Here is a 12428-nt window from a genome sequence, read left to right on the forward strand (position 1 = left end):
CATCGTGAACCCCTGGGCTTGGCGCGATCGCAATCCCTACTACGAGACCGCCTTTCAGATCCTGGACCTCGATCCCGGCGCCGATCGGGCCACCACCCGCGCCCGCATCGCCGCCCGCCGCAAGCGGATCTCCTACGACGCCAAGCGCTTCCCGCTCTTCGGCGAGACCCTGACGGTGGCGCAGATCAACGCGGCCGAAGAGGAACTCGCGACCCCGCTCGCCCGGCTGCGGGCCGACCTGCTCACCCACCGGCCCGAAGCCGCGGGCGAGGACCTCGCCGAGCTGGCCGAGCTGCTGGAGTTCAGCCGCACCCTGTCCGCCGCACCGCCGCCCCCGCCGGGCTCCGCCGAACTGCGACTGCGGCTTTCGGTGCTGCCCGCGCTGGTGCCGCACCCCACCGGCGACGAACCCGCCACCCCGCGTACCCATGAGGAGCCCCTCGCATGAGCATCGTCGCCGGCATCGACCTCGGCACCACCAACTGCTGCCTCGCCATTCCCGCCGACGCGGACATCCCGAACAAGCAGGAGCTCATCGACTCCCGCCGGTTGCGCCCGCTGGGCGGCGCGCTCATCGTCGCCAATCCGGATCTGTCGCTGACCACGCCGTCCGCGGTCTGGATCGGCGCCGACGGCGCCCCGCTGGTCGGCGCGCTCGCCAAACGCAAAGCGCGCCTGCCCGGTTCGCCGCCGGCCATGTTCTTCAAGCGCAACATGGGCACCGACGCCCTGGTCACCGCGGGCCACGCGATCCTCACCCCGCTCGAAGCGTCGGTGCACCTGCTGCGCCACCTCAAGTCCGTGGCCGAGCAGACCCTGGGCGTGCCGATCGACCGCGCGGTGGTCACCGTACCCGCCTACTTCGAGACCAGCGCCAAGACCCAGACCACCCGGGCGGGCGCGGAGGCCGGGCTGGAGGTGGCCGAAACCCTCATGGAGCCGGTCGCCGCGGCCCTGGCCCACATGCACGAGACCGGTGAGACGCACGCCGAGCGCCGCCGCTTCCTGGTGTACGACCTGGGCGGCGGCACCTTCGACACCTCGGTGGTGTCCTGGGACGCGCAGGAGGGCTTCGCCAGCCGCTCCTTCGACGGCGACCGCTACCTCGGCGGTTACGACTTCGATCAGGCGATCGTGGAGTGGATGATCGCCCAGCTGCCCGCCTACGACCTGCGCACCGAACCCGGCGACGCCGCCGACGCCGAACGCCAGGCCCGGCTGCTGTCACTGGCCGAGACCGCCAAGCACGACCTCACCCGCGAGACCGAGACCGAGATCGTCAGCCAGGATCTCGAGGACCGTGCTGGCACGCCCATGAGCATCAACCTGCCGCTGGGCAGACACGAATTCCAGCGCATGATCGACGCTTTCGTGCGCGGCACCCTCGAGCACTGCGCCGACGCGGTCGACAAGGCGCGGCTGAAACCCGGCGATCTGGACGAGATCGTGCTGGTCGGCGGCTCCTCGCGGATCCCGCTGGTCGCCGAGCTGCTCGCGGAGCGCTTCGGGGTCACCCCGCGCCTGTTCCATCCCGAACTGGTGGTCGCGGTGGGCGCGGCGCTCAAAGCCGGGAACCTGACCAGCCGCGGCAGCGTGCTCGAGCTCGAACCGCTGGTGCCGGAGGGGGATTGCGCCGACATCGCGGGGCGAGTGCTGCGCAAGCACATCGCGGCCGCCGAGGTTGTGGTCGAGGTGCACCCCGACGGCGGCGAACCCGTGCGCGAGACCATCACCGATGACGAGGGCGCGTTCCTGTTCATCGAAATCCCGCTCCCGAGTGGCGAATGCACCATCCGGGTACTGGCCGACGGCACGGAGATCGCCGCCGAACGCCTGAGCGTGCGGGTCGAATCCGGCCCGGCAGTACCGGATCTGGCCGGCGACATCCTGGCCCACGATTTCTCGGTGGAGATGCTGGACCGCCAGCTGTGCCGAGTGGTCAAGGCCGGCACCAAGATTCCGCACCGGGTCTATCAGCGCCTGGAGACCGCCAATCGCGGCACCACCCTGGCGGTGCGCCTGTACGAGGGCTGGATTCCCATCGGCGAGGTGAAGATTCGCGACCTGCCCGACAACCTCGAGCCCGGCACCCCGGTCGAGCTGACCCTGGAATTCGCGGCGGGCTGGACCATTCACGCCGCGGTACGCATCCCGCACCTGGATCGCTCGGCCACCGCGGCGATCGAGATCCCGGTGCGCGAGGTCGCCCCCTGGTCCGAATTGCGTACCCGCGCCGCGAGTGTGCGCACGGATTGGCAGCAGGTGCGCCGCGAGGTGCACCGGGCCGAGGCCGCCAAGGCCGAACCCGAAATGGCACAGCGCCTGTCCGCGCTCGAACCCCTGATCCTGCGCACCCAGGATCAGGCCAAGGCGCACCACCTGCTGCTCGAGGCCGAGACCATCGTGCAGGGTTTGTTGAACAGCCACGGGCCGGACGACTACCTCGAGCCCCCGCTCTCGGAGTTCGAGCGCGATCTGCGTCAGATCGACGAGATCATCCTGCTGTTGCAGCGCACCGAACCGGATTCGGCGCCGGCCTTCCGGCTGCGCCGCGACGACCTCGAGGCGCAGGGCCGGGCCGCCTACGCGGCAGGCGATTTCGTGGCCTGGCCGCGCGTCAACGAGAAGCTCGACGACCTGATCCGCGAAGGCATGCGGATTCCCGCCATCCGCGAGATCGTCATCATGCAGCAGACCCCCTCGGCGCTGCGCGGCTGGCTGCGCGAGCGCATGGACGAGACCGATATCGCCATTCGCGCCAAATACAGCGACCTGCAATCGAATCCGCGCCTCGAGGCCCAGGACCGCGCCAAGCTTCCCGGCCAGCGCGACGACTTCCTCGGCGAGCTGGCGGCGATCTCGTTCGCCATCGACGAGGTGGATCCCGAACGCCCCTCGGCGCCCGAACAGCTCCGCAATATCTACTACGACCGGCTCCGGCCCCTCGACCTGCGCGTCAGCGGGTGGGGTCGAGAGGCCGGAATGCGGCAGTCGCAGTAGTCGATCAGCGGCGTAACACCTTGCGGGCCAGCCAGTTCCCGACGAACTGGATGGCCTGCACCCCCGCGATGATGATGAGCGTGGCCACCAGGGTGACCTGCCAGTCGAAGCGCTGGTAGCCGTAGACCAGGGCGAAGTCACCCAGGCCACCGCCGCCGACGGTGCCGGCCATGGCGGACATGTCCACGATGGCGATGATGATGAAGGTGTAGCCGAGGATCAACGGCCCCAGCGCCTCCGGGATCAGCAGCGTCGCGATGATGCGCAGCGGCGTCGCGCCCATGGCCCGCGCCGCCTCGATCACCCCCGGGTCGACCGTGACCAGGTTCTGCTCCACGATGCGGGCGATGCCGAACGAGGCGGCCACGATCATGACGAACGCGGCGGCCTCGGTGCCGATCGTGGTGCCGACGACTTCGAGCGTCACCGGTCCCAGGGCCGCGAGCAGAATGATGAACGGAATCGGGCGCACCACATTGACCAGGAAGTTGAGCACCAGGTTGATGGGCGCGTTGGCCAGCAGTCCGCCCTTGCGGGTGGTGTAGAGCGCGGTGCCCAGGGCCAGGCCGATGAGCCCGCCGACCACGAAGGTCAGCAGCACGAGGTAGATCGTGGTGCCGATGGCCTCGATCAGCACCGGCTGCAGCTTGTCCCAATCGGTGGGGACGGCGGCGTAGTTCACGCGCTCTTCCGATGCTCGGCGCCGCGCTCGAGGTCGTCCACGACCCGCGCGACGGCATCCTCGGGTCCGTCCAGCGCCAGGGTGATGCTGCCGAAGGTCTTGTCCTGCAACGAACTCACCCCGCCGTAGACCACCTCGAAAGCGACGCCCGCCCGCGCGGCCACGGTCAGCGCCGCGCCGATTCCGCGCTCGTCGTCGACATCCACGGTGACCAGGCGGCCCGCGTGCTTCTCGCCGAGTCTGCGCAACTCCTCGGCGGTGGGCCGATTGTGCAGCACGGTCTCCACGAAGGAGCGGGTCGGCGCGGCCTGCGGATCGGCGAACACGTCGAAGGTCCTGGCCAGCTCCACGATTCGGCCCTCGGCCAGCACCGCGACCCGATCGGCGACCGCCCGGATCACATCCATCTCGTGGGTGATGACCACGATGGTGACGCCGAGCTCGCGATTGATCTTCTTCAGCAGCCGCAGCACCTCCCCCGTGGTCTCCGGGTCCAGCGCCGAGGTGGATTCGTCGGCCAGCAGCAGGGTGGGCGAGGTGGCCAGCGCGCGGGCGATGCCCACGCGCTGCTTCTGCCCGCCCGACAGCTGATCCGGATAGCTGCGCGCCTTGTCCGTCAGTCCGACGAACTCCAGCAGTTCGGCGACCCGGGCCTTGCGTTTGTCGCGCGGCCAGCCCGCCACCTTCAGCGGGTACTCGACATTGCCCGCGGCCGTGCGGGATCGGAACAGGTTGAACTGCTGGAACACCATGCCGATGTCACGCCGCAGCCGCCGCACCCGCGACTCCGAAACCCCGGTGATCGGGTCCCCGGAGATCAGGATCTGCCCGCTGGTCGGCTTCTCCAGGGCGTTGATGAGCCGCACCAGCGTGCTCTTGCCAGCCCCCGAGTAGCCGATCACGCCGAAGATCTCGCCGCGCTCGATACGCAGATCGATGTCCTCGAGCGCGGTGTGCCGTTGCTTACCGGCCTGGAAAACCTTGGTGACCGAACGGAATTCGACGGCGGGGTGGGCGTCCGCCCCGCCGTCGGCGACCGGGTCGCTCACTTCTTCTCGCGGATGGTCTGCTGCACGCGCGCCAGGATCTGCTCCAGTTCCGGACCCGCGCGGGTCACCTCGACCGAGGTGCCCTTGGAGGTTTCCGACACCGCCTTCTGCACCTCGGGGTCGTGCCAGATCTGCACCAGCTTCAGGTACGTGGCGTTGTTCTTGTCCGCGGCCCGCGTCACGAAGGTGTTGATGTACGGCTCCGCGCCCGGGCTCTTCGGATCATCCTTGTACAGCGCCGAACTCGGGTCGATGCCCGACTTCTGCAGGAAGGTGTTGTTGATGATCGAGCCGTCGACCGAGGCCAGCGACAGCGCGGTCTGGGCGGCGTCGACCGGGGTCACCTTGACCTTGGACGCGCCCTTGTCGACCTCGGCGGGCGAGGGCTGGCGCACATCCCCGGACAGCTTCAGCAGCCCGGCGGACTGCAGCACGAACAGCGCCCGCGCCTGATTGGTCGGGTCGTTCGGGATGGCGATCTCACCGCCCTGCGGGATGTCCGCGAGGGTCCTGTGCTTCTTGGAGTACAGCCCCAGCGGCACGATCTGCGTGGCCCCGATCGGCGTCAGATCCTCGTTGTTGGCAACGTTGAACTGTCCGAGGAACTGCAGGTGCTGGAACAGATTCACGTCGATCTGCTTCTGCGCCAACGCCGTATTGGGCTGCGAGTAGTCGGAGTACCGGGTGATCTTCAGCGTGATCCCCTGCTCCTTCGCCTTGCTCTCGAACACGTCCCACTGCGGATCGGACTCGGTGGTGCCGATGCGCACCACGTCGGCGGATTCCTCGTCGCTGCCGCAGGCGGTGAGCCCCAGCGTCGCGACGGCCGCTACCAGTACCGGGATCGCCAGTACCCGATGGAATTTCACTCGCGCTCCCGCATGGTCGTCGAAACTGAACCCGACCATGCAAGCCCACCGGCAACCGACCGGCAATGGTTGCGATCCCCCGGATCCAAACACTGCCGCAGGGCGCCTCCGCGCGGCTACTTTGCCAAAAATGCGACAAATGCGCCGTCTTCTGGTGATTCCACTCCTGTTCGCGCTGACCCTGACTGCCGCCTGTGGCAGGGACCACCCCTCGGACGTGGTGCGCATCGGTGTGAACGATCTCGCGCTGCCGCACTGGGAGGTCTTCAAGAGCAAGGCCGCCGACGCGGGCATCACGGTCGAGTACGTCAGCTTCAGCGACTACAACCAGCCGAATCCCGCACTCTCGCAGCGACAGGTGGATCTCAACAAGTTCCAGCACGTGCGCTATCTGGCCAACTACAACGCCCGCAACAACGACACCCTGGTACCCATCGGCGCGACCGAGGTCTTCCCGCTCGCGCTGTATTCGAAGAAGTACAGGTCGGTGACGGACATTCCACGGGGCGGCGAGATCACCCTGAGCAACAATCCCGCGAATCAGGTGCGGCCGCTGCTGAGCCTGGCCGCGGCCGGCCTGGTCGTGCTGAAGAACGGCGCGAGCTGGGACTCCAAGCTCGAGGACGTGGACCCGGCGGCCTCCAAGGTGCGGCTCACCCCCATCGACCCGACGCTCACCGCGCAGTCCCTGGGCAGCGTGGCCGCCGCCTTCGTGGACGACACCTTCGCCCGCCCTGCCGGCCTGACCGCGAACGAGATCATCTACACCGACGATCCCGAGCGCCCGGACCTGAAGCAGTACATCAACGTCTTCGCCGCCCGCGCCGCCGACAAGGACAACCCGACGTACCTGAAACTGACCGAGATCTACCACGATCCGGCGGTCGAGCAGGCCATCAAGGAGGAGTCCGGCTACCGGGGCATCTTCAAATACAACACCCCGGCCGATCTCCAGGCCACCGCGACCGAGCTCGAGGAGAAGTTCCGTAGGTAGGGACTTCCATTGGGTATCAGGCTCTTTCCAGGATCACGTCGCCGGATTCGGGGAGCCCGAGGTGAGCGGCGAGGTCGGTGAAGAAGCGCCGCGGTTCGATCACGGCCTCGGGCGGGCGCACCCCGGGCACGAGCGCGCCGCCGTCGATGACCTGGGACAGGCCCAGCGCCAAGGGAACCCCGGTGACCGTGGCCATGTCCGCGGTCAGGACGAAGGCTTCCACGGCCGCGGGCAGGCGCGCGAGCACCGTCTCCGCGCGCCGCTCCCGGGTCCCGGTCGCCACCGCGAAGAAGGGCGGCAGCGTCCGGGGCGAGGCGAACCACAGCGACGCGAAGGCCGCCCGCAGGCCGCGCAGCACGCCCGGCGCGGCGACCAGGGCCGCGGCCTCGGCATTGGTGAGCCGGCCCGCGTCGAGATCGCGGCGCAGCGAATCCAGGTAGGCGGCCGTGGATGGCCGCACGACCATGAGGTTGGCCGACTCCCCCGTCGGCCGCAGGGTGCGGTGCAGCGTCACCGGCTCGGGATGTCCGCACGTGTACGCGGTGCCGCCCAGCCCGCCCGGCAGGTCCAGCCGCACCGCCCGCAGCGGCCGCCGGCGCACGATCCGCCCGTCCCCCACCTGCGCGACGGTGCCGCTCAACTGCTGCATCCAGTGCACCGCGGCCGCCGACGGCCGCCCCTGCGGCCCCACCAGCTCCCCCATGTCCGGATTCATCCCGCCGGCGTCCACCGGCCACGCCGTGTAGATGTCCCGCAGCACTTCGAACTCCCGCGCCGCCGCCAGCGCCAGCAGATTGCTGACCCCGGGGCTGGCCCCCATGCCGATGACCGCGCACACCCCCGCGGCCCGCGCCCGCTCGTCGAGCTCGAGCATCTCGAGCGTGGGTTCCCAGTCGTCGCAGATGTCGAGGTAGTGGGTTCCGGTCTCGATGGCCGCGCCCAGTACGCCGACACCGAATTCGTAGTACGGCCCAACGGTATTGAGCACGACGTCCGCGGCATCGAGCGCCGCCCGCAGTTCACCCGGATCGGTGATGTCAACCCGCTCGGCGCGAACCGGCACGGTCTCTGCGGTAAGCGTCGACGAAACCAGCTGCGCCGCAGCGAGATCGCGGTCAGCGACCACGATCTCCGACACCCCCGCCAACCCGGCGGCGGTCCGCACGGCAACGGCCCCCATCGCCCCGCCTCCACCCAGTGCCAACACCCGCATGAGGTCCTCCCAACCTTCAAGATCGTTCATATTCAATACGATCGACGGTATCACGAACGATACTGCGCTACGGGAAATCGCCCACACCGCCGAGGCCTGCTCCGGACCATCCACAGCATCGGCGGCGGAATCAACTCGCGGACAGAAGCTCTCATCGATTCCTGCTCCCTGCCCGCCGTTCACGCGGCACACCCGCTACGGACAGGGCGTCACAGACAGCGCGGACCCGGACGAGCTCGATGGTTGCGCGAGTCCGTTCGGCAATGCGAGGTGAGGCGATCGCCACCGGGCATCGCATGATCGACAGCTCGGAGGGCGGGCCGCAACCACCCGCCGGCGAACAGGCCGGCCGGCCTGGAGGCCGGCGAACAGGCGCGGCGCCGACCGGACCGGCAGCGGTGTCGAGGGCGCTGAGCAGAGGGAGATCGATTCCCTGCCCGCCGAGACCGGGCGCGGCGGTGCGGAACCGAGCGCGTATCCCGCACCCCCGCGCGCACCGCGGCCCGCACTGGACGACGCAGTGGTCGCCCGGCCCGAGTCAGCGCCCGGCGGCGACCTCGCCGAGTACCTCGGCATAGACCTCGAACAGCTGAATCGACTCGCCCGCACGGGCTTTCAGCAACTCGGCCCAGCAGCGCGCCACCAGCTCACGCGCCGCCGCACCGGGCCACGGCGACGGCAGCAGTTCCGGGGGCAGCAGCGGATCGGGATCGGTGGCGCGGTCGAACTCGGCGGCCAGCTCGACGGCGATGGTGAGATGTTCGGTGGGGGTGAGGGGTTCGGCGGCGTGCAGCCGGTCGAGGTGGCGTTCGGCCGCCAGCGCCAGCCGCCGCTGCCCGGCCGCCAGGCGCTCCAGCGGCCACAGTCGCGCGGCGAGATCACGTGGCGTGCCGACCGCCCCGATCCGCAGGTCGGTGGAGGTCATCGTGGTGATGAACTCGCCCACCGCGAATTCCGCCGCCGCGGCGGCGATCCGCGCCTCCCACGGATTCGCGCACACGTACAGCCCGCCTTGAATCGGGGCCCCGCCGAGGTGAACGATCCTGTCCCGCATGGCATCCCGGGCGTGGCGCACCGACTCCGGCACGGCGAACGCCACGAGGTGCCAGACGCCGTCCCAGGGCGCGTCGCCGCGATCCTGCGCGTACATGTACCGCAGGTAGTCCACGTTCGGCGCGACCGACCGGCGCAGCGCCTCGGTGGCGCGCAGCACCGCCTTGCGGCCGCGCCCCTCCTGCGTCACCTGCCCGTCGCCGATCAACCGGCGCACGCACAGCCGCACCTGCTGATCACTCATGCCCAGCGCGTTGCCGACCGCGTACAGCTCACCGGCATCGATGGTCGAATCCGCCCGCAGCATGCTCTCGACCAGGGTCCGGGTGGGCACACCGGCGTTCGCGCCGTCCTCACCGCCCACCGCGCACCCCTTCCGATCCGGTCATCGGCCCATCCTACGATCGCGCCGCCGCCGCCCGACTCGGCCCGGCCCGCAGCGGCTACCGGGTCGGCCCGCGCACGGCCGAACAGCGGCCGGCGTGCGCGACGCGGCGATGCACCCTCACTCCCCGCGACTGCGCGCGATCTTGGCGCGCGTCGCGGCGATGATCGTCAACACGATGACGGTCATCATCTGCAACGCCGACCAGGGCTCGGGCTCGGGCAGCGGTTCACTCGCCGGAAACGCCCGCGGCGGCGGGGGAACCACCCGCGGCGGCGGTGGCAGGAACGGCACGAGCTCGGGCACCACCGCCGGAATCACCTCGGGGGCGGGCGCGGGCGCGGCGGCCGGCGCGGCCGGGAACCCCAGCGGAATACCCGGCGACGCCAGCGGCATCGGCAACAGCAGCAGACAGGTCAGCCCCGCACTGCCCAGCACGGCGCTGCCGACCACCACGCTGCCCAGCCCGCTCGACCCCGGCCCGACCAAACCGCTGGAGCCGGGCACGAATCCGGGCCCGATGAGCCCGGAACCGAAGCCGCTGCCGGTGAAGATTCCCAGCGCCAGCACGGCGCTGCCGACCACGGCACTGCCCGTGCACGCGGTCAGCACACTGCCGTTCTCGAAACCCAGGGACTCCCCGAGCGTGCCCGGCGCGGCCGCCGCCGCGTGCCCGGTGCTGAGCGCGAGGGCCTCGGCCGCGTCGAACACCGGCTCGAGCATCCCCGCCGCACTACCGCTGCCCAGCGGAATGCCCACGGCCGCGGCGGCATCGGGCAGCCCGAGCGCACCGCCCGAAGGCAGTCCGCCCCCGGACCCGCTCGCCGCCGCGCCGCTTCCGGTGCCCAGTCCCAGCGCACTGCCGGACGGCGCGTCGATCTCGCCGCCCGAGGATCCCGCCGAACCCGCACTACCGCTGAGAATCTCACCGATCGACGGCAGATCCGGCTGCGCCAGCGCCGATCCCGGCTGCGCCGCCAGCAGAATCGCGGCCACGGGAACCGCCGTCGCTACCGCCAGCCCGCGTGCGGCTCGCTGTTTTCGCCCCATCGTCTGTCTCCGAATGCCTTGTGCGAATGACTCGTCCGGCCCCGCCCGATCAGCGCGGCGTCACGCTCACGGCGGGATCGACCCGGACCGGTGCGGGTTCGGGCGCCGGAATCTGCTCGAACCGCGAGATCGCGAGCTCATAGGCTTCCTTGGAGATGACGTTGCCGCCGCCGAAGGGCCGATCGAGCTGGTACACGGCCAGAATCACCGCGCCGACCACGAACCCGAAGAGCGCGGTCATCAGGATGCTGCGCTTGGTGACCGCCATCCCCGACAGCACGGTGCCCACCAGCAGCATGCCGGTGCCGAACCACAGCGCGATGTACATGAAGGTGGGCAGCCGGTATTCGGCGTCCAGGGCGCGGTCGTACCGGGCCTCGGCGATGACATCCAGTGCCCCGTCGGCCTTTTCGACCAGATCCTTCACATCCGGATCCGGCGAACTCACCCCGCCGACCGCGGCGCGCAGATCGTCGAAGGTCGCCTGGGTGGTCTCGCTCAGCGCGGAATCCTCGTCCATGGATTTCCACTCGTCGGTGATGACGCCCTCGGTGTACTCCTTCACCAGCGACTGAATCTCTTTGCGATCGGCCTCGGGCAGATCATTGGCCGCCTGATACGTGACCACCAGGGCTTTGCCCTCGGCCACGGTGTGCGCGTGCGCATTGTCGTACTGCTGCCACAGAATGACGACCACGAAGGCCACAATGGCGGCGAAGAACATATTCACCAGATCCAGCACCATGGTGCTGGAGGCTTCGTCGTCGTCGTGCCGCCACCGCGCCGGACGCATCCGATCGCCGAGTATGAATACCGCGACCGCCACCGCCGCGAACAGTACGAGCGCACCCATTTGCAACGCCATGATCGACTCCGCCTCCCAGGCCACGGGGGAACTCATTCATCAACATATTCGGGGCTGCGGGCCGGTCGGATTGCGTACAGCAACTAAACTGTTATGCCGCAGTCGAATACATACAAACGACCGTCCGGTCGGTCCGAATTCGAATTACTCCGCCGGGCCGATCAATTCCCGGGGCCGAGCCGATTCACCGGAATCGACTCGGCCCTGGGACTTTACGAAGTGAGCGAGTCGTACACAGCGATCCACTGCTCGGGATGCACGTACCCGACCACCGTGTCCGGTGCGATCCCCGCCGCGGCCAGCGCCGCGTCCACGCCCCGGTATCGGGTGCGCAGTGACGCCCGCACCGACCCGCCGACCCCGGTGAAGCCCAGCTCCACCAGTGCGGTGAAGGCCGCGCGATCACCCACCAGTGGTTCGGCCCGGCGCTGGATGCGCAGGATCGCCGCGTCCACGGCGGGCACCGGCCGGAAACTGTCCCGGCCCACGCTCGCCCGCAGTTCCCAGCCGAACCACGGCCAGGTCGCCGCGGTGACCAGGCTCCAGCGCCCGTAGTCGCCCGTGCGCTTGCGCGCGTACTCGCGCTGGGTGAGCAGGGTCGCGGAGGTGAGCGCGGGCGCGTTCAGGCACCAGTCCACGATCGCGGCCGTTCGGGAGAACGGGATGTTCCCGACCACCGCGAACGCCTCACGCGGGGCTCGGGCCTTGATGAAATCGCCGCGGACGACCCGTATTCCACCGTCCGCGCGGGTCCGCGCGGACAGCTTCGCCGCCAGCAGCGGATCGATCTCGTACGCGGTGACCCGGGCTCCGCGCGCGGCCAGCGCCACGGTCACCGCACCGTCGCCCGCGCCGGGTTCGAGCACGACACCGCTCGGTTCGGCGGCCCGCACGATCGATTCCACGGCTCGCGGATCGACCAGGAAGTTCTGCGACAGTTCACGCCGGGCGCGGTCGCGGGGTGTGTGCCCGCCGCTCGCGCCGACCTTGCCCTGGGTATGGGAGTAGTTCCGGTAGCCGGAGGTATGGGATGAGAATTTTTGCGCCACAGCGTGTGCCCTTCCGGGGCTTCGAGAGATAGGAGGTCTCGAAGGGCCCTGGGCCGCGCCTGCGGACGCGCGAGAGAACGCCTGCGTCCGCTAGCGGGCCTGAGCCCGGGCGGAACGGAAACGCACGCAGTAGTGACATGGCATGGCGCCCACCCTAGGAACGCCGCCGCCGCGCCGCAATCGAATTACCCGGCGCGGGCCGACCCCGCACCACCCCGC

11 protein-coding genes are annotated in these 12428 nt (G+C 69.7%); 3 read left to right on the forward strand and 8 right to left on the reverse strand.

The genetic code is table 11. From position 1 onward, the window contains the following. The first annotated feature begins 4 nt into the window (after nt 1-4). Complete coding sequence (locus ACFVBH_RS37680; RefSeq protein ID WP_379009409.1) at nt 5-448, forward strand: hypothetical protein; 444 nt, start codon at nt 5-7, stop codon at nt 446-448. Next, a complete protein-coding gene (locus ACFVBH_RS37685; RefSeq protein WP_379009413.1) occupies nt 445-3000 on the forward strand; it encodes an Hsp70 family protein in 2556 nt (851 codons plus the stop codon). Before ACFVBH_RS37680 ends, ACFVBH_RS37685 begins: the two co-directional genes overlap by 4 nt. A 4-nt stretch (nt 3001-3004) precedes the next feature. Here ACFVBH_RS37685 and ACFVBH_RS37690 read toward each other — a convergent pair whose 3' ends face one another. From ACFVBH_RS37690 to ACFVBH_RS37700, 3 genes are read right to left on the reverse strand one after another with little or no spacing between them, the layout of a single operon-like run. Further along, complete coding sequence (locus ACFVBH_RS37690; protein ID WP_354989292.1) at nt 3005-3682, reverse strand: methionine ABC transporter permease; 678 nt, start codon at nt 3680-3682, stop codon at nt 3005-3007. Continuing rightward, the gene (locus ACFVBH_RS37695) at nt 3679-4731 is read right to left on the reverse strand and encodes a methionine ABC transporter ATP-binding protein (protein ID WP_354989293.1); all 1053 of its coding nucleotides are present in this window, start codon (nt 4729-4731) and stop codon (nt 3679-3681) included. Before ACFVBH_RS37695 ends, ACFVBH_RS37690 begins: the two co-directional genes overlap by 4 nt. Next, entirely contained in the window at nt 4728-5600 is an 873-nt protein-coding gene (locus tag ACFVBH_RS37700; protein ID WP_379009423.1) for a MetQ/NlpA family ABC transporter substrate-binding protein, read from the reverse strand. Before ACFVBH_RS37700 ends, ACFVBH_RS37695 begins: the two co-directional genes overlap by 4 nt. Before the next feature lie 139 nt (nt 5601-5739). Here ACFVBH_RS37700 and ACFVBH_RS37705 point away from each other — a divergent pair, with 139 nt between their 5' ends. Beyond that, complete coding sequence (locus tag ACFVBH_RS37705) at nt 5740-6594, forward strand: MetQ/NlpA family ABC transporter substrate-binding protein (protein WP_379009430.1); 855 nt, start codon at nt 5740-5742, stop codon at nt 6592-6594. Nucleotides 6595-6610: 16 nt separating this feature from the next. Here the strand turns inward: ACFVBH_RS37705 and ACFVBH_RS37710 are convergent, their stop codons facing one another. The 5 genes from ACFVBH_RS37710 to erm all read right to left on the reverse strand — a co-directional run bounded on the left by ACFVBH_RS37710 (nt 6611) and on the right by erm (nt 12098). Beyond that, nucleotides 6611-7807 (reverse strand): saccharopine dehydrogenase family protein, encoded by a 1197-nt coding sequence (locus ACFVBH_RS37710; RefSeq protein ID WP_379009934.1) that lies wholly within the window; start codon nt 7805-7807, stop codon nt 6611-6613. Between the two features lie 538 nt (nt 7808-8345). Then, entirely contained in the window at nt 8346-9167 is an 822-nt protein-coding gene (locus ACFVBH_RS37715) for a PaaX family transcriptional regulator C-terminal domain-containing protein (protein WP_379009939.1), read from the reverse strand. 198 nt (nt 9168-9365) lie between these two features. After that, a complete protein-coding gene (locus ACFVBH_RS37720) occupies nt 9366-10295 on the reverse strand; it encodes a hypothetical protein (RefSeq protein ID WP_379009450.1) in 930 nt (309 codons plus the stop codon). A 49-nt stretch (nt 10296-10344) separates the two neighbouring features. Beyond that, nucleotides 10345-11196: a DUF4239 domain-containing protein gene (locus tag ACFVBH_RS37725; RefSeq protein WP_354989296.1), complete on the reverse strand. Its 852-nt coding sequence runs from the start codon at nt 11194-11196 to the stop codon at nt 10345-10347. Between the two features lie 176 nt (nt 11197-11372). Next, entirely contained in the window at nt 11373-12098 is a 726-nt protein-coding gene (erm, locus tag ACFVBH_RS37730; protein ID WP_379009944.1) for an ErmE/ErmH/ErmO/ErmR family 23S rRNA (adenine(2058)-N(6))-methyltransferase, read from the reverse strand. Nucleotides 12099-12428: the final 330 nt, after the last annotated feature.

Origin of the sequence: Nocardia sp. NPDC057668 (assembly GCF_042799795.1) — a bacterium.
In the GTDB taxonomy this organism is placed as follows: Bacteria; Actinomycetota; Actinomycetes; order Mycobacteriales; family Mycobacteriaceae; genus Nocardia.